Origin of the sequence: Pseudomonas sp. TAE6080 (assembly GCF_018732265.1) — a bacterium.
GTDB classification, from domain to species: Bacteria; Pseudomonadota; Gammaproteobacteria; order Pseudomonadales; family Pseudomonadaceae; genus Aquipseudomonas; species Aquipseudomonas brenneri.
This window is the reverse complement of record NZ_JAHIDY010000002.1, coordinates 35,569-52,919: the sequence shown is the minus strand read 5'-3', so window position 1 is coordinate 52,919 and position 17,351 is coordinate 35,569. Positions and strand designations below refer to the sequence as shown.

Below are 17,351 nucleotides of genomic sequence, written 5' to 3'. Positions count from 1 at the left end.
GGGATTACTCCGGCAGCAGGCTTTCGCCAGCAAACAACTCGGCTACCGTCTCGCGGCGACGCACTTCAAACGCTTGATCACCGTCCACCAACACTTCGGCGGTACGCCCGCGGGTGTTGTAGTTGGAGCTCATGACAAACCCATAGGCACCGGCCGAATGCACGGCCAGCAGATCGCCTTCTTCCAGGGCCAGTTCACGGTCCTTGGCCAGGAAGTCGCCGGTCTCGCAGATCGGGCCGACGATGTCATAGGCGCGGGCAACGCTTGCGCGCGGCGTCACGGCGGTGACATTCATCCAGGCCTGGTACAGCGCCGGGCGGATCAGGTCGTTCATCGCCGCATCGACGATGGCGAAATCCTTGTGTTCGGTGTGCTTGAGGTACTCGACCTGGGTCAGCAGCACGCCCGCATTGGCGACAATATAGCGGCCCGGCTCAAACATCAGCGTCAGGTCGCGGCCTTCGATGCGCTCGCGCACGGCCTGGATATAGTCGGCAATCAGCGGCGGCTCTTCATCGCGATAACGCACGCCCACGCCACCACCGAGGTCGATGTGGTGCAGGTAGATGCCGCACTCGCCGAGGCGGTCGATCAGTGCCAGCAGGCGATCGAGGGCGTCGATGAACGGTGGCAAAGTGGTCAATTGCGAGCCGATATGGCAGTCCACACCCAGCACTTCCAGGTTTGGCAACTGGGCGGCACGGATGTACACGTCTTCGGCGTCGGCAATGGCGATGCCGAACTTGTTTTCTTTGAGACCGGTGGAAATGTACGGGTGGGTGCCGGCATCGACGTCCGGGTTGACGCGCAGGGAGATCGGCGCACGCACGCCCATCTCGGCGGCTACCACTTGCAGGCGCTCCAGCTCGTCGGTGGATTCGATGTTGAAGCAATGCACGCCTACTTCCAGGGCGCGGCGCATGTCTTCGCGGGTCTTGCCGACACCGGAGAACACGATTTTGTCAGCCTGGCCGCCAGCGGCCAGTACACGTTCCAGCTCGCCACGGGACACGATGTCGAAACCAGCGCCCAGGCGCGCCAGGACATTGAGCACGCCGAGGTTGGAGTTGGCCTTGACCGCGTAGCACACCAGGTGCGGTACGCCGTCGAGCGCATCGGTAAAGGAGCGGTATTGCGCTTCGATGTGGGCACGGGAGTACACGTAGGTCGGGGTACCGAAGCGTTCGGCAATCGCGGACAGCGCCACGCCTTCCGCGAACAGCTCGCCGTCCCGGTAGTTAAAAGCGTCCATGATGTTCCCTTAGTTGGTGTCGTGCTTGTGCGCTTTGGATTGCGACGTTTGCGCCTGTTCATTCGGGTCTTTGCTGTCATCGGGCAGGTACAGCGGGCCTTTTTGACCACAGGCACTGACGAGGCAAGCGACCGCGACGAGCGCAGCAAGGGAAGAGATCAGGCGCTTCATGGCTAAATCCTTGAATATGCATTAATTGCGCCCGAGTATACCGACCACCCGCCAGCTTGCCTATGCGCCGGGACACCCGTCCGGCGGGGCTTTGCCGAGTATGTCGTGAAGTGGCCTACATCCATCGCGGATATTTCACGCGGCTGACGGGAATGAAATCGGTATCCTTTGCAATCATCATGGCGCGTCCGTATTGTGCGCCGCTTGAGCGTGAGTAGACACTTTTTGAGGTTCCCACCATGAGTTTGACCGAAGCCCGCTTCCACGACCTGGTCGATGCGACCCAGCAAGTGCTGGAGGATATTTTCGATGAAAGTGGCGAAGACCTGGATCAGGAGAACTCCGCCGGTGTGCTCACCGTCAAGTTCGAGAATGGCAGCCAACTGATCTTCAGTCGCCAGGAGCCGCTGCGTCAGCTCTGGTTGGCGGCGCGCTCCGGCGGCTTTCACTTCGACTACGACGAAGAAAGCGAGCGTTGGATGTGTGACAAGAGTGAAGAACAACTGGGCGAGATGCTTGAGCGCATTGTGCGTGAGCAGGCGGATGTCGAGTTGGAATTCGAAGGTCTCTGATCGTGAGCCAGCCCGCTACCGTCCGCCCGCCCAAGCCGCTGTTCAGTAATGTCAGCCCGGCAGTGCCGTCACCTTGTATCAGTTTGTGTCGGCTGGATGAGCAAAAAGTCTGCCTTGGCTGCTTCCGACACGTGGAAGACATCCGGGAATGGCGCTCCGCTGACGATCAGCGGCGCCGCGTGATTGTCGCCCAGGCCGAGCAACGCAAGGCCGGCGCCTGACCTTCAGGCCGGCCCATCTTGTTTATTTGTTGTGCTGTGGTAGTGTCCGGGTACGCCTCAACTCATCGAGGTCCGTGAGAACCCCGCCTTTTCCTGGCGGGGTTTTGCTTTTTTGTGCAGAAAAAAAGGAGACTGCCGCAATCATGACTGCACCTTCCATCATCCTCACCCGTCTCGATGTGCAACGTCTTGAGCAACTGATCGACCGTATGGACGACAAATTGCCAGGCGTCATCGCCCTGCAAGCCGAACTTGACCGCGCTGACGAAGTGGTCGGCCACGATGAAGTGCCTGCCGGTGTCGTGACCATGAACTCCAGCGTGCATTGCCGTGAGCAAAGCAGCGGCAAGGACTATCACCTGACCCTGGTCTACCCCAAGGATGCGAATGCCGACGAAGGCAAAATTTCGATCCTGGCCCCGGTGGGCAGTGCGTTGCTGGGCCTGCAAGTCGGCCAGCATATCGATTGGCCAGCCCCGGGCGGCAAGACCCTCAAGCTTGAGTTGCTGAGCGTCGAAGGCCAGCCCAAGGACGGCGGCGCGTTCCCACTCTAAACCTGGTTCAACGCCTGGTTGAGCGCCTGCTCCAACTCGGCCTTGTAGCGCAGGTACAGATTGCTCGGGCTTTGAACATCACCGAGCAGGCCGGACAGGTCCAGGTCGGTGATGTAGCAACGATAGCGCTCGGTTTCCCGGCGCTGCCCGACGATCTCCTGGGCGACGACTGCAAACAGTTGGTCGCCAAATTCCAGTTCGCAAAACTCCCGCTGATTGCAGTACAGGGTAATCCCCACCTGCCCTGGCGCACCTTTGCCGATAATTGCCTGCACGTCGTAGAACGGTTTGTTGGCCGGCGTCTGGGGCGCGGGTCGTGGCTCGACCCGACGGGCGCGGCCGCCTGCCGATGACAGTTGGTAATACAGCACCTGCACAGCCCCCAGTGGCTGCTGCGGGTCCAGCGGTGACAGCGCGTCACGCCGATAAATGACCGATTGCAGGAAGCGTTGCAATGGCACCAACAGGCTCTGTTCATCGTGAAACGGCAGGCACTGTTGCCAGAGGGCATTGAACTCGTCGAGCACGTACAGCTCGGCGAAGCCCTCGTTGATGCGATAAAACACTTGCACACAATCGGCCTGGCCCATGGGCAGCAAGGCTGCCAGGTCGTGGTCTTCGAGAGCCATGGCATCCAGGTGCAGCGGGCTGTAGCTGGCCAATTCTTCGCTGAGGTAATCCACCAGCGCCTGCTGGCTGGCAAGTGGCACGTGAGTGGCTTGCCCCGGGGCCAGTTCCATGACGTGATAATGCTGTTGCACCTGGATCAGGTAGCGGTGGTTGAGCTGGCTGAGCATCAGGTTTTGCGCGGTATCGAAAATCTCTTCCACACGCTGGGCAATGAACTGTGCCCGGTTGTGGCAGAAACAGCGCACCCGCAGCCGTGGCAGTTGGTTGCGCGGCAACTGGTTCAGATAGTCGCGTAGGCAGTCGAGCAGGGCGTGGGGCCCCTCGTAGCGGCTGACCATCACCTCGTTCCAGCTGTTGAGCGTCACCTGATCCAGGGTCAGCACCAGGTTTTCCCTGACGCCGGCGTAACTCAACGAGTCGGTGCGCTCGGTGGTCATCAGGATATTCAAATCGCGGTGGTGCTTGAGCGGGTCGACACCGACGTTGACCAGCAGTAGCACTTCATCGGGTATCGCTGTGCGCAGCAAGCGCTCCTCATCGACTGCGGCCAGGGGCAGGGCGACGGTCTGTTGCAGGCTGCCCAGCAGGTTGAACAGCTCGAACTCGCTCAAGTCGCTGGTGCCCGGGTGCAAGGCCAGGCGGGTGCTGCTGTCGATCACACCGTTGCGATGGCACCAGGTGAGCATCTCCAGCAGGTCCCGGCTGCGTTTGATCGGGGCAAAATGCTCCCATTCCAGTGCGGTCAGGCTGCCGTTGTACAGGCCCCAATGGGACTGGCCCGGCTCCTTGCGGTTGGGCGAGTGGACCAGGGTGAGGGTGTCTTCGGCCAGGTCCGGGGCAATCCCGGGGTTGATGAACTCGACTTTGCCGGCCTTGCGTTCAAAGGCGGCGTACAGGCGCCGGCCCAGCACATTGAGGTCGCGTTTGTTGATTAGGCTGACGGTCTGCTCGGTGCGGGCGAACTGGGTCAGGAAGCGATAGCTGTAATTGAGCTCGTTGACCAGCGCGCGGCGCTCGGACGCCACCTGGCGCACTTTCCACTGGCTGCGGCTATCGAGCAGGGCCAGTTGTCGCGGGTCCCAGCCCCATTCATTGGCCAGACGCTCCAGCAGCGCACGTTGCCACCCGGTGGTGCGCTGGCCGGTGGTGAGCTTGCGGTTGACCTTCAGGTACAGGCTGCGCCGCACCAATTCCAGGCGCTCGGGCTCGTTGCGGCCCAGCAGGTATTCCTCGATACGCCGATAGACCACGATGTACGGGTCCAGCTCATCCAGATCCAGCTGGTTGGCGAACACCGCGCGTTTGAAGCGCAGGCTCAGGCACTGCACCTTGGGGTGCTCGCTGGCATACACCTCGGTCAGCAACAACTTGAGCACGGACTTATAGGGTGACTCGATGCCCTTGAACAGTTGCCACAAACCGGCGCCGATGAATTCTCCCGGTGGAATATGAGCCAGATGCCCGAGGTCGAGGGTTTCGTCGGCGCGGATAAAACGTTTGGAAATCAGCGCGTGGGTAAATTCGGCATAGCGCGCTTCTTCGTAGACCGGCACCAGCCACCAGATCGGCGTGCGCCCGGCCAGCCAGATAGCGGTGCGGTAGAACTCGTCCAGCAATAGATAGTGCTGGCTGGTACCGCAGTCATCCGAACTGAGCTGGGTATCGCGACCACCCTGTACAAAGCGCTTGGGTTCGATCAGGAAAAAGTGCGCCTCGGCCCCCATGCTCAGGGCCCAGGTCTCCAGCAACTGGCATTTCTTGCGCAATTCGCCCAGTTCGCTCTCGTCCAGGTCCTCGGCGTGGCAGACCCATACGTCCATATCGCTCTGGTCGGCTTGGGCCAGTGTGCCGAGGCTGCCCATCAGAAACAGACCGTGGATCGGGGTTGGCGGGTTGCCGTGGCGTGGCTTGTAGGAAAACGAGCGGGTCAGGCGTTGGGCTTCGGCCAGGACCTGGGCGTCCGGTTCAAAATTCGACAGCCCGGCCGGGGTGCTGCCCGAGACATAGCCAGGCAGCAGCGGGTGATTGACGTGGAAAAACAGCGGCAGCAGCGCCAGCACGCTTTGCTGGCGTGGGGTCAGGCCTTCGATGGCACGGGCCATGCGGCCTGCGTTGAGGGTCAGGAAACGCGCGCGCAGTTGGGCCAGTACCTTGCGGTCAATGCCTTCATCCAAGTCAGGGCGGATTTCATGGGTACTGGTCATGTCGAACTCAATGGCTCGCAGGGCCCGGCGTGGGCAGCCGTGTAGGAGTTTACAGACAGAACCGTAGGAGGTTTAAGAGGAATCTGTTTTTGACGTCAGAATTTTATCGCGGGCGCAGGAGTACCCGCGGAATCCATGAACAGAGGATCCCGTGGGCGATACGAGGTATCAAGCGGCTTCTTTGGTGGTCGCGGTGGTCAGAATCGTCAGCAAGGTCTGGGCTTGTTCTGCGGCGTCACGACCCAGGCTGGTCAGGTAGCCGCCATCTGGCTGGTCGATCAGTTTTTTCTCGAACAGGCGCTTGGCAGCAGCAATGGCAGTGGGAGCGGCGGTCTGGTGGACTTTCAGACCTTCCTGGGTGCTACCCAGGGAAAAAAGTGCAAGGATTTCCAGTTCGGCAACCAACTCAGGGGTATACGACATAAGGACTCCAGACGTTCTAGGAATTGTCAGACGCTAGCAGAGCCTAAGGTGAACGTACTTGAGCGAACTGTCCAGTGTGTAGGAGCAAGCTTGCACGCGAAAAGCGCTAACGTTGACGCGGGGCAGTTGAGTAACCGCGGCGCGCTCAGGTTTTTCGCGAACAAGCTCGCTCCAAAAAGGGCAGGGTTACTGGTTTTCGGGCGGCAGCTCTGGCAGTGCGCGCAGCGCCGTTTCATACCAATCGGTATTGAACGGGCGGTCTTCTTCCAGCATCGCGTCGATTTCGACGGCCAGCACGTGGGCCATCAGGTTCAGGATGTCTTCGCGCTCGTAGCCCACCAGGGTCAGTTTGTTGAACGTGGCCTTGGCCGCAGGCGGGTTGTCGCTTTCGATCTGGTTTTCGATCGCTTGGGTCAGGGTGGACTCGGCGAACTCTTCTTCGTCGTTGTCGATATCGGTTGGCTCGCTCATGGCAGCCTCCTGTCAGGAAAGGGCGCCAGTTTACCCCCATTCAGCCAGGTGATGCTGCTGGTCAGGTGGCTCATCACGATCTATAACCTACCCAGCCAACCCCCTGCACGGCCTGGAGGCTTTGTGATGCTCAAGCTCTACGGATTTTCGGTCAGTAACTACTACAACATGGTCAAGCTGGCGCTCCTGGAAAAGGGCTTGCCCTTCGAGGAAGTGCCGTTTTATGCCGGGCAAACCCCCGAAGCCCTGGCGGTGAGCCCGCGCGGCAAGGTGCCGGTGCTGAAGGTCGAAAAAGGCTTCATCAACGAAACCAGCGTGATTCTCGAATACCTCGAACAGACACAGTCGGGCCCGGCCCTGCTGCCTGGCGATGCGTTCCAGCGTGCCCAGGTGTTGGCGTTGTGCAGGGAAATCGAGTTGTACATCGAACTGCCAGCCCGCGCGTGTTATGCCGAGGCGTTCTTTGGCATGTCGGTGCCAGAGGCGATCAAGGACAAGTCCAGGGCCGAGCTGCTGCTGGGGATTGCGTCGCTGGGGCGCCACGGCAAGTTTGCGCCGTATGTGGCGGGGGAGAGTCTTACGCTGGCCGACTTGTACTTCCTGTACAGCGTGGACTTGGCGTGTGCGGTCGGTGGGAAGCTGTTTGGCCTGGATCTGTTGGCTGAGTTTCCGCAGGCCAGGGCCTTGCTGAAGAAGCTGCAAGACATGCCTAACGCCCAGCGAGTGGCGGCGGACAAGGAGGCGGCGATGCCAGCCTTCATGGCGATGATCGCGACGAAGAAGTAATAACTGTGGGAGCTGGGCTTGCCCGCGATGCAGGCACCTCGGTGTGTCAGTGACACTAAGGTGATGCTATCGCAGGCAAGCCAGCTCCCACACAAGCCTGCTCCCACAGTTGACCGAGGTAGATTGAAGGCCCCGGTCAAAGGTGGGAGCTGGCTTGCCTGCGATGCTTTTAGCGGCTGGCGAGCAGTGCCTGGCCGCGCGCAACGGCGGCCTTGACCTGGGCCGGTGCGGTGCCGCCGATGTGGTTGCGGGCATTCACCGAACCTTCCAGGGTCAGCACCGCGAACACGTCCTGCTCGATCTGGTCGCTGAACTTACGCAGCTCTTCCAGGCTCATTTCCGCCAGGTCCTTGCCAGTGTCCACGCCGTATTTCACGGCATGCCCGACAATTTCATGGCAATCACGGAACGGCAGGCCACGGCGCACCAGGTAGTCCGCAAGGTCAGTGGCGGTGGAGAAACCGCGCAGGGCCGCTTCACGCATGATCGCGTGCTTGGGCTTGATCGCCGGGATCATGTCGGCAAACGCACGCAGCGAGTCGCGCAGGGTGTCGGCGGCGTCGAACAACGGTTCCTTGTCTTCCTGGTTGTCCTTGTTGTAGGCCAGGGGCTGGCCCTTCATCAGGGTCAGCAGGCCCATCAAGGCCCCGAAAACACGGCCGCTCTTGCCACGAACCAGCTCTGGCACGTCAGGGTTTTTCTTTTGCGGCATGATCGAACTGCCGGTGCAGAAACGATCCGGCAGGTCGATGAACTGGAACTGCGCGCTGGTCCACAGCACCAGTTCTTCGGAGAACCGCGACAAGTGCATCATCGCGATGCTGGCCGCGGCGCAGAACTCAATGGCGAAGTCACGATCCGACACGCCGTCCAGGGAGTTACCGCCGACTGCGTCAAAACCCAGCAGTTGCGCGGTGTATTCGCGGTCGATCGGGTAGGTGGTGCCCGCCAGCGCGGCGCTGCCCAGCGGCATGCGGTTGGCGCGTTTGCGGCAATCGACCAGGCGCTCGTAGTCGCGGCTGAGCATTTCGAACCAGGCCAGCAGGTGGTGGCCGAAAGTCACGGGCTGCGCGGTCTGCAGGTGGGTGAAGCCGGGCATGATGGTGTCCGATTCACGCTCGGCCTGCTCCAGCAGGCCTTTTTGCAGGCGGGTGATTTCGCCCAGGATCAAGTCGATTTCATCACGCAGCCACAGGCGGATATCGGTGGCCACCTGGTCGTTGCGGCTACGTCCGGTGTGCAGCTTCTTGCCGGTCACGCCGATGCGGTCGGTAAGGCGCGCCTCGATGTTCATGTGCACATCTTCAAGGTCCACGCGCCAGTCGAAGGTGCCAGCCTCGATTTCGCCACGGATGGTGGTCAGGCCATCGATGATGCTGTCGCGCTCGGCATCGGTCAGCACGCCGACCTTGGCCAGCATGGTGGCGTGGGCGATGGAGCCCATGATGTCGTGGCGATAGAGGCGCTGGTCGAAGGTGACGGAGGCGGTGAAGCGCGCGACGAAGGCGTCGACGGGCTCACTGAAGCGGCCGCCCCAGGACTGGTTGGTCTTGTCGGTGCTCATGGATTCGCTCGTGATCTGCTTAAAAGAGGGCATGAAAGTGTGCCGCCGATAATAACAGGGTTGCCCGTGGAGGCGTTGATACGCCGCATCGGCATTTTTATTTGTTTGATGGGTGGCAAAGTGCCTTGCCGTCGACCGCGTCCGGGATGAGACTGGAGGCAGGATTGCATAAGGGCTTTAACGCGGGCGATTCCTGAGGTAAACATGGGGTGTTTATTGAAACGATATTTGACGATTGAGCTATATCGTCTTCATGAGCGTCTACAGTTCCACTGACAGGGGTGCAGTGCACCATTGCCGGGTGGTGAAGTCGAACTCCAGGCTAACCATAAAGTAGAGGGGGTGTTCATATTGTGTATCAGCAAACCCTATGACGATGCCCTGCGGTATCGGGCTTCTGGCGGTATTGAACAGGTCCGGGTAAATATTGGTGCCGCTCTCGGGGCACTTTTTGCCGCTCCCGCTAGTCTTAGCGTGGATCGCCGTGACGGAAGTCACCGCACCTGTCTACGCTATCCTTGTGCGAGACTCACGCAGGAATCCAGCGCAATATGAATGTCCTGATCGTTGATGACGAACCCCAAGCCCGCGAGCGACTGAGCCGTATGGTCAGTGAGCTTGAGGGATACACTGCCCTAGAGCCGAGCGCCGCAAGTGGCGACGAGGCCTTGACCTTGATCGAAAGCCTGAAGCCGGATGTCGTGCTCCTCGATATCCGCATGCCGGGCCTCGATGGCTTGCAGGTAGCCGCCCGGTTGAGCGAGCGCGAGTCGCCGCCAGCACTGGTGTTGTGCGCCACCGAGGAGGAATTTTCCTCGGATGCCCTGGCGGCCAGTGGTGTCAGCTTCCTGGTCAAACCGGTCTCTGCCGATGCAGTGCTCAAGGCCTTGAAGAAGGCGGAGCGACCCAATCGCGTCCAGCTTGCCGCCCTGACCCAGCCCGCAGCGCAAAGTGGCAACGGCCCGCGCAGCCACATCAGCGCCAGGACCCGCAAGGGCATTGAGCTGATTCCTGTGGATCAGGTGGTTTATTTTATTGCCGATCACAAGTACGTGACCTTGCGTCACGAGCACGGTGAAGTGCTGCTCGATGAGCCGCTCAAGGCCCTGGAAGATGAATTCGGCGAGCGCTTCGTGCGTATCCACCGCAATGCGCTGGTGGCCCGCGAGCGCATCGAGCGCCTGCAGCGCACGCCCCTGGGGCATTTCCAGTTATTCCTCAAAGGGCTCAACGGCGACGCGTTGATCGTCAGCCGGCGCCATGTCGCAGGCGTGCGCAAGATGATGCAGCAGCTTTAGCCCAAGGGTTACGGCGATGTGCATATCCCATATCCCGGTGCGATGCGGCCAGGGAGGCCCCGCACTTGCTGATTCAAATCAAGGCGCTTGTGCCTGAGCTGTTATTATCTGCCGTATCTATTCAGTACGGATTGATCCATGTCCTCTCGCGAAATCCGCATCGCCACCCGTAAAAGCGCCCTGGCCTTGTGGCAGGCCGAATACGTCAAAGCCCGCCTTGAACAGGCCCATCCGGGCCTCACGGTGTCCCTGGTACCCATGGTCAGTCGCGGCGACAAGCTGCTCGACTCGCCGCTGTCGAAAATCGGTGGCAAGGGCCTGTTCGTCAAAGAGCTGGAAACCGCCCTGTTGGAGAATGAAGCCGACATCGCCGTGCACTCGATGAAAGACGTGCCGATGGATTTCCCCGAGGGACTGGGCCTGTATTGCATCTGCGAGCGTGAAGACCCGCGTGATGCATTCGTATCCAATACCTACGCCTCCCTGGATGAACTGCCGCAGGGCAGCATCGTCGGCACCTCCAGCCTGCGTCGCCAGGCGCAACTGCTGACCCGCCGCCCAGACCTGCAGATCCGTTTCCTGCGGGGCAACGTCAACACCCGCCTGGCCAAGCTGGATGCCGGCGAGTACGACGCGATCATCCTGGCGGCCGCTGGCCTGATTCGCCTGGGCTTTGAAGAACGCATCACCTCTGCCATCAGCGTCGAAGACAGCCTGCCTGCGGGTGGCCAGGGTGCCGTCGGTATCGAATGCCGCACCGCTGACCGCGAAATCCAGGCGCTGCTCAAGCCTCTGGATCACCAGCAAACCGAAATTCGCGTCACCGCCGAGCGCGCATTGAACAAACATCTCAACGGTGGTTGCCAGGTGCCGATCGCCTGTTACGCGGTGCTTGAGGGCGACAACCTCTGGCTGCGCGGCCTGGTGGGCGACCCCGACGGTGGCTTGCTGCTCACCGCCGAAATCCGCGGGCCACAAGCCGACGCCGCGAGCCTGGGTGTGCAGGTGGCCGAAGAACTCCTGGCAAAAGGCGCCGGCGCCATTCTGCAAAAAGTATATGGCGAGGCCGGTCCGCAGTGACCGGCTGGCGTGTGCTGCTGACGCGGCCTGCCGAGGAATCGGCAGCCCTGGCGGTGTCGTTGTCTGATGCCGGTATCTTCAGCAGCAGCCTGGCGTTGCTGGAAACCGAAGCCTTGCCCTTTACTGGCGAACACTCGGTGGTTTTCCAGGACCTGGATCGCTATTGCGCAGTGATCGTCGTGAGCAAGCCGGCCGCGCGCCTGGCGCTGCAATTGCTCGATCGATACGCGCCAGCAGTGCCGAGCTTGCCGTGGTTCAGCGTCGGTGCGGCAACAGCCCAGGTCCTGGCCGAGCATGGCCTGGACGTGAGTTACCCCGAGCTTGGGGATGACAGCGAGGCCTTGCTTGCTTTGCCCAGGTTGCGCGAGGCTGTCGCTGTCGACGCTGCCCGTGTCTTGATCCTGCGCGGGCAGGGTGGGCGCGAGTTGCTGGCTGAGCGTTTACGCGGCCAAGGTGCTAGTGTCGATTATCTGGAGTTGTATCGTCGTTTTCTTCCGGCCTACGACACCGGTGTGCTGATGCAGCGCATTGAAGTGGAACGCTTGAACGGCGTGGTGGTCAGCAGTGGGCAGGGTTTTTTGCATCTGCAAGCGCTCGCCGGCGCCGATTGGCCACGCGTGGCACAGTTGCCGTTGTTCGTGCCCAGTCCACGCGTCGCCGAAATGGCGCGGGCGGCGGGCGCGGAAAAAGTTGTGGATTGTCGCGGTGCCAGTGCCGCGGCTTTGCTAGTGGCGTTACGGAGCCAGCCCGTTCCCACTCTCTAATAACGCAAAGGATGGACACGTGAGCGAAACAGCCTTGCCTAAAGATGAAGCTCAGCCCGCGCTTGATGCGCCTGTTGAGACCCCGGTCACTGCGCCTCGCCGTGGTAACGGCCTGGCGGTCTTCGCCTTGTTGCTCGGTGCCGCAGGTGTTGCGGCCGGCGGCTGGGGGATCTGGCAGGTCCGGGCCCTGCAAGCCAGCAGCCAGCAGCAGTTTGGCCAGGTACAGACCCTGGACGAACAAGCCCAGGGCATCAAGCAGGCACAACAGCAGTTGGCCGCACGCCTGGCACAATTGCCGGGCGCTGATGAGTTGGAGGAGCGCCGTCGGTTGGTGGCGCAGTTGCAGGGCGACCAGCAACGCCTGAACCAGCGTTTGGAAACCGTCCTGGGCGCCAGCCGCAAGGATTGGCGCCTGGCTGAGGCCGAGCACTTGTTGCGTCTGGCCAGCCTGCGCCTGTCAGCGCTGCAGGACATCAACAGCGCCCAGGCGCTGGTGCAGGGTGCCGATGAGATCCTGCGTGAGCAGAGCGACCCCGGCTCCTACGCCGCCCGTGAGCAGTTGGCCAAGAGCCTGGCGGCGTTGCGCAGTGTCGAGCAGCCGGATCGTACCGGGCTGTACTTGCAGTTGGCTGCCTTGCGTGACCAGGTGGTGCAGTTGGCAGCCGTTTCCCCGGAGTTCCAGCTTCAAGAAACCGCACAGGGCCGCCCGACTACCGATACGGACAGTCGCTGGAGCCAATGGTGGGAGCAGATTTCCCGCTACTTCCGTATTGATTTCAACCCCGACGACAACATCCGTCCGCTGCTGGCAGGCCAAGGCCTGAACCAGGTGCGACTGGCCCTGAGCCTGGCGCTTGAGCAAGCACAATGGGCCGCGCTCAATGGCGAGCCAGCGGTGTACGCCCGCGCGTTGGGTGAGGCCCGCAGTGTGTTGCAGGGCAACTTCAACCAGGACAACCCGCAAAGCCAGGCCATGCTGGCGCGCATCACCGAACTTGAGCCCAAGGCCGTCTCGGTGGTGACCCCGGACCTCGCCGCGAGTTTGTCTGCGGTGCAGGCTTACCTTGAACGCCGCCATCTGTCTGCCGACGAAGCCAAGGCTTCCGCCGGTAAGCCGGCGACCCAGGAGTAACGCCGATGAAGCGTTTCTATGTGATCCTCGTGCTGGCGATTGCGCTCGCCCTGGCGCTGGCGGTGGGCATCTCGAAACACACCGGCTATGTGCTGATCAGCTATCCCCATGTGCTGCATTACGAGTCTGGCCTGTGGTCGACCCTGGTGGCGGTGTTTGTCGTCGGTCTGGCGATCTACCTGCTGCGGGTGTTGCTGGGCCTGGTGACGACCTCCGGTGGCGTGGTCAATCCCTGGTCGCGGCGTAACCGTAGCCGGCGGGTGCAGGTGGCTATCGAACAGGGTCAGATGGACCTGGCGGAAGGGCGTTGGGCCAGTGCGGAGCGGCATTTGCACCGTGCTGCGCAAGCTGAGCGCCAACCCTTGCTGTATTACCTCGGTGCGGCCCGGGCAGCCAACGAGCAGGGGCGTTATGAAGAGTCTGACAGCTTGCTGGAGCGTGCCCTGGAGCGTCAGCCCCAGGCCGAGTTGGCCATTGCTTTGAGCCACGCACAGTTGCAGATGGACCGTGGCGACACGGATGCCGCCCTGGTGACGCTACAGGCCATGCATGAGCGCCATCCGCACAACGCCCAGGTGTTGCGTCAGCTCCAGCGCTTGCACCAGCAGCGGGGTGACTGGTCCTCGGTGATCCGGCTATTGCCGGAACTGCGCAAGGATAAAGTGCTGCCCGCCACCGAGCTGGCAGATCTGGAGCGCCGGGCCTGGGGTGAAAACCTGAGCCTGGCCGTCCAGCGCGAAGAGCACGGTGAAGCCGGCCTGCAATCCCTTGAGCGGGCCTGGCAGCAATTGACCTCGGCCCAGCGCCAGGAGCCGCAACTGGTGCTGGCTTATGCCGAACAATTGCGTCAACTGGGCGCCGATGCCAAGGCCGAGGAGGCTTTGCGTGGCGCGATCAAGCGCGGTTACGACAGTCACCTGATCCGCTTGTATGGCCTGCTGCGCGGTGGCGATCCGGCCCGCCAGTTGAAATTCGCCGAAGGCTGGCTCAAGGACCATCCGGGGGATGCCAGCCTGCTGCTGACGCTGGGTCGGCTCTGCCTGCAAAACAGTTTGTGGGGCAAGGCGCGGGACTATCTGGAAAGCAGCCTGCAGGTGCAACGCAACCCCGAGGCCTGTGCCGAGTTGGCGCGGTTGCTGGCGCAGTTGGGTGATACCGAGCGCAGTAATCAACTGTTCCAGGAGGGCCTGGGTCTGTTGGACAGTCGCCTGCTGGCTTCACCGCTACCGGTGCCTGCCCGGGTTTAACGTAGGATATTTTGAAGGGTTGGCTCAGAAGCATCTGGCAACCAACTCTTCAAAATCCTTCGGTTTTGCGGGCTTTAGGGGATTGAGGTGGTTTCCCACACGGCATCACGTAAAATTACCTGCCCTCTGACGGGATATCCCTGCAATCTCGCGGAAGCGTCTGCTCCAGCGCGTATTGAAAGGGGTAAGGTCTTTCCTCTACCGTAACTACCTATCTCTTGCGTTGCGGATAAACAATGTCTTTGGCCCCCTCACGCTCCTTGTTCTTCCTGGCGTTCATGGCCGGTGTGTTGACGTTGGGCGCGTCTTTTTATCTGGAATACGGGGCTCTTTTGCGACCTTGTTTCCTGTGCCTGATCCAGCGCAGCCTGTTGGCGGTGTTCACGCTGATCAACCTGATAGCAGCGATCCATGGCCCCAGGCGTGTAGGCATTTACTTGTATTGGGCGGCGAGCACGGGGTGTGCGTTGCTCGGTGCAGTGACGGCGGTGCGCCAGGTGTTATTGCAGAACATCCCCCCTGACCAGATGCCCAACTGCTGGCCAAGCCTGGAGTACATGATCGATAACCTGTCGCTGGGGCAAGCTCTGCAATTGGCATTCAAGGGCACCGTCGACTGTGTGGAAATCAACTGGACGTTGTTCGACCTGAGCATCCCGGAGTGGAGCCTGCTGTTCTTCGTGGCCATGCTGATACTGGGGGCAACGCAGTTTTCCCGCTTGTTGTCCGGTCAGGGTTTGCGGTTCGTGAAGCACTGATTGGGTGTGTTGGGGCGTAGGAAGGGATTAAACACTTGTATGAACTTTCTGGTCTGCGTACCTTGAAGCCATAGTCATGCGGGCATAATCTGGCCCGCACGCGTTATTGAAACAGTTTGTTCGATGCGGCGTTGTCCGGTTGCCGCTTTATCCTCGAAGTGTTGCGCGGGCAAAAGCGGCACCGCCCATAAGGGAAGAGATCATCATGTTGGAAAGTTGTCAGAATGCTCAGGAACGCTGGGGTGGTGTGCACAAGCTGATCGATAGCTGGTTGAAGGCACGTCACGAACTGGTCCGCTCCTTTGATGCGCTTGGCGAGAAGCCTGAGGCGTTGGCTGAGAACCGTGGGCCCTTGCAGGAATTCTGTGGAGTCCTGGTGGATTACGTTTCGGCAGGGCACTTCGGGGTCTATGAGCAACTGACCAAGGAGGCCGAGGCTTTCGACGACCAACGTGGCCTGGAATTGGCCGAGACCATTTACCCGCGCATTGATGTCATCACCGAAAAGCTCCTCGCCTTCAACGACCTTTGTGATAAAGGCGAGTGTGTTGCCGCGAAATTCAAAGAGCTTGGCGGCCTGCTCCATGAGCGTTTCGAACTGGAAGACTGCCTGATCGAAGTGCTGCACAACGCCCACAAGGAAGAGCCTGCAACCCAGGCTTGAGCCCCGGCGGCAAGACACAAAACGGTGCGCATGGCGCACCGTTTTTCGTTGGGTTCAGGCACCCGCGGCGAGCAACTCAATCTCGAAAACCAGTGGTGTGTAAGGCGCGATCAACTCGCCTGCACCGTCTGCGCCATAGGCTTGTGTCGATGGAATCACCAGGCGCCATTTCGCGCCAACCGGCATCTGTTGCAACGCGCTTTGCCAGCCGCTGATCACACTGTCCAGGCGAAACCATTGGGGCTGCGCGCTCTGATCGAAAATCGTCCCATCGGGCAATCGACCAACATACTTCACTTGCACCCGGTCATTGGCGCCCGGTTTTTTCCCGCTGCCGGGAGTCAGTTCGGTGAGCAGGATGCCGTCAGCCAATTCACGCACGCCGGACTTGGCTTTTTCCGTGCTGAGAAATTTCTGTTCGGTGGCCAGTGCCTTTTCGCTTTGCGGCACCTGTGACTCGATGCTTGCCTGCGCTTCGTGCTGGGCCAGAATCTGTTCGATGCGTGCGTCATCCAGTGCCAGGGGCTTGCCTTGATAGGCTTGCTTGAGGCCGTCGAGCAAGGCCTGTATCTGCAGGTCGGGGACTTCCTGGCGCAGGCGCTCGCCCAGGCTGGCGCCCAGGCTGTAGGCCAGGTCGTGGCTGTCTTTGGACGCCGCCGGCTCACTCGCGTTGGCCACTGAAAGCGACAAACCCAGGATGAAAAAAAGGTAACGCGACATGGGTATTCTCCAGCCGAAAGTGCGGTGGATTATGCCAGTGTGGAGGGGTAAATAACGGAGTGGTTTTTCGTTATATCGATAAGAATTTCTGTGCGGTGCAACGCAACGCATTCGATACTGTCAACATGCCCTAGCGGCGGTAAGAGCAGAGGGCTAGTATGAGCCGCACCCACGTCAGCCAGGAGGTAAACCATGTCGGCCAAACAGAAGCCTGTTAATACCCCGTTGCACTTGCTCCAACAACTCTCGGGCAGCCTGCTCGAACATTTGGAAAGTGCTTGCTCACAAGCCTTGGCTGATGCAGAAAAATTGCTCGCCAAGCTGGAAAAGCAACGCGGCAAGGCTCAGGAAAAACTGCATAAATCCCGCACCAAACTGCAAGACGCCGCGACCGCCGGCAAAGCCAAGGCACAAACCAAAGCCAAGGGCGCCGTAAAAGAACTTGAGGACTTGCTCGATGCCCTCAAGGATCGTCAATCCGAAACCCGCACCTACATCCTTCAACTCAAGCGCGATGCCCAAGAAAGCCTGAAACTGGCGCAGGGCGTTGGTCGCGTGAAAGAAGCGGTGGCTAAAGTGTTGAGCACTCGTACACCGGCCAAGGCAGTTGCTGCCAAGGCACCGGCTAAAGTTGCGGCCAAGCCTGCTGCTAAAAAAGCGCCTGTGAAACCAGCCGCCAAGCCAGCTGCTAAAACTGCTGCTGCGAAACCAGCCGCCAAGCCAGCTGCTAAAACTGCTGCCGCAAAACCAGCCGCCAAGCCAGTTGCTAAAACTGCTGCCGCAAAACCAGCCGCCAAGCCAGCTGCTAAAACTGCTGCCGCGAAACCAGCCGCCAAGCCA

Annotated in this window: 19 protein-coding genes; 12 read left to right on the top strand and 7 right to left on the bottom strand. The window is 60.6% G+C overall.

Annotated elements, in window-relative coordinates; genetic code table 11:
* Positions 1-4 precede the first annotated feature (4 nt).
* The gene (gene lysA, locus KL786_RS02650) at positions 5-1,252 is read right to left on the bottom strand and encodes a diaminopimelate decarboxylase (RefSeq protein ID WP_215516649.1); all 1,248 of its coding nucleotides are present in this window, start codon (positions 1,250-1,252) and stop codon (positions 5-7) included.
* 9 nt (positions 1,253-1,261) lie between these two features.
* Positions 1,262-1,423 carry an LPS translocon maturation chaperone LptM gene (lptM, locus tag KL786_RS02645; protein ID WP_032856894.1) on the bottom strand — a complete coding sequence of 54 codons (162 nt, stop codon included), beginning with the start codon at positions 1,421-1,423 and terminating at the stop codon, positions 1,262-1,264.
* Between the two features lie 239 nt (positions 1,424-1,662).
* Between lptM and cyaY the strand changes: the two genes are divergently transcribed.
* The 3 genes from cyaY (at position 1,663) to rnk (ending at position 2,770) form a co-directional block, all read left to right on the top strand.
* Entirely contained in the window at positions 1,663-1,995 is a 333-nt protein-coding gene (cyaY, locus tag KL786_RS02640; RefSeq protein WP_215516648.1) for an iron donor protein CyaY, read from the top strand.
* Positions 1,996-1,997: 2 nt separating this feature from the next.
* The gene (locus KL786_RS02635) at positions 1,998-2,216 is read left to right on the top strand and encodes a DUF1289 domain-containing protein (RefSeq protein ID WP_215516647.1); all 219 of its coding nucleotides are present in this window, start codon (positions 1,998-2,000) and stop codon (positions 2,214-2,216) included.
* A 143-nt stretch (positions 2,217-2,359) separates the two neighbouring features.
* Complete coding sequence (gene rnk / locus KL786_RS02630; protein ID WP_032856900.1) at positions 2,360-2,770, top strand: nucleoside diphosphate kinase regulator; 411 nt, start codon at positions 2,360-2,362, stop codon at positions 2,768-2,770.
* On the opposite strand, the gene KL786_RS02625 is transcribed toward rnk, so the two are convergent.
* From KL786_RS02625 to KL786_RS02615, 3 genes are all read right to left on the bottom strand, one after another.
* Positions 2,767-5,604, bottom strand: coding sequence for a class I adenylate cyclase (locus tag KL786_RS02625; protein ID WP_215516646.1), 2,838 nt, complete (start codon positions 5,602-5,604; stop codon positions 2,767-2,769). The two genes, rnk and KL786_RS02625, sit on opposite strands and share 4 nt — an antisense overlap.
* A 168-nt stretch (positions 5,605-5,772) precedes the next feature.
* Positions 5,773-6,027: a TIGR02647 family protein gene (locus tag KL786_RS02620; protein ID WP_215516645.1), complete on the bottom strand. Its 255-nt coding sequence runs from the start codon at positions 6,025-6,027 to the stop codon at positions 5,773-5,775.
* A 186-nt stretch (positions 6,028-6,213) separates the two neighbouring features.
* Entirely contained in the window at positions 6,214-6,498 is a 285-nt protein-coding gene (locus KL786_RS02615; RefSeq protein WP_032856903.1) for a hypothetical protein, read from the bottom strand.
* Between the two features lie 126 nt (positions 6,499-6,624).
* Between KL786_RS02615 and KL786_RS02610 the strand changes: the two genes are divergently transcribed.
* Positions 6,625-7,284: a glutathione S-transferase family protein gene (locus KL786_RS02610; protein ID WP_215516644.1), complete on the top strand. Its 660-nt coding sequence runs from the start codon at positions 6,625-6,627 to the stop codon at positions 7,282-7,284.
* A gap of 169 nt (positions 7,285-7,453) precedes the next feature.
* On the opposite strand, the gene argH is transcribed toward KL786_RS02610, so the two are convergent.
* On the bottom strand, positions 7,454-8,848 hold the full coding sequence (argH, locus tag KL786_RS02605) for an argininosuccinate lyase (RefSeq protein WP_215516643.1): 1,395 nt from the start codon (positions 8,846-8,848) through the stop codon (positions 7,454-7,456).
* Between the two features lie 551 nt (positions 8,849-9,399).
* On the opposite strand from argH, the gene KL786_RS02600 reads away from it, so the two are divergent.
* From KL786_RS02600 to KL786_RS02570, 7 genes are all read left to right on the top strand, one after another.
* Positions 9,400-10,146, top strand: coding sequence for a LytR/AlgR family response regulator transcription factor (locus tag KL786_RS02600; RefSeq protein ID WP_215516642.1), 747 nt, complete (start codon positions 9,400-9,402; stop codon positions 10,144-10,146).
* Between the two features lie 138 nt (positions 10,147-10,284).
* Positions 10,285-11,226, top strand: a complete 942-nt coding sequence (gene hemC / locus KL786_RS02595; protein ID WP_215516641.1) for a hydroxymethylbilane synthase — start codon at positions 10,285-10,287, stop codon at positions 11,224-11,226.
* Positions 11,223-11,990, top strand: a complete 768-nt coding sequence (locus tag KL786_RS02590) for a uroporphyrinogen-III synthase (protein ID WP_215516640.1) — start codon at positions 11,223-11,225, stop codon at positions 11,988-11,990. Before hemC ends, KL786_RS02590 begins: the two co-directional genes overlap by 4 nt.
* 19 nt (positions 11,991-12,009) lie before the next feature.
* The gene (locus KL786_RS02585; RefSeq protein WP_215516639.1) at positions 12,010-13,122 is read left to right on the top strand and encodes a uroporphyrinogen-III C-methyltransferase; all 1,113 of its coding nucleotides are present in this window, start codon (positions 12,010-12,012) and stop codon (positions 13,120-13,122) included.
* Between the two features lie 5 nt (positions 13,123-13,127).
* Entirely contained in the window at positions 13,128-14,369 is a 1,242-nt protein-coding gene (locus KL786_RS02580; protein ID WP_154842192.1) for a heme biosynthesis protein HemY, read from the top strand.
* A gap of 236 nt (positions 14,370-14,605) precedes the next feature.
* A complete protein-coding gene (locus KL786_RS02575; RefSeq protein WP_032856918.1) occupies positions 14,606-15,127 on the top strand; it encodes a disulfide bond formation protein B in 522 nt (173 codons plus the stop codon).
* Between the two features lie 205 nt (positions 15,128-15,332).
* On the top strand, positions 15,333-15,791 hold the full coding sequence (locus KL786_RS02570) for an Rsd/AlgQ family anti-sigma factor (protein WP_032856919.1): 459 nt from the start codon (positions 15,333-15,335) through the stop codon (positions 15,789-15,791).
* 54 nt (positions 15,792-15,845) lie between these two features.
* On the opposite strand, the gene KL786_RS02565 is transcribed toward KL786_RS02570, so the two are convergent.
* A complete protein-coding gene (locus KL786_RS02565; RefSeq protein ID WP_215516638.1) occupies positions 15,846-16,511 on the bottom strand; it encodes an FKBP-type peptidyl-prolyl cis-trans isomerase in 666 nt (221 codons plus the stop codon).
* 192 nt (positions 16,512-16,703) lie between these two features.
* Here KL786_RS02565 and KL786_RS29365 point away from each other — a divergent pair.
* The coding region (locus KL786_RS29365) for an AlgP family protein (RefSeq protein WP_252193568.1) at positions 16,704-17,351 on the top strand (648 nt) is incomplete at its 3' end.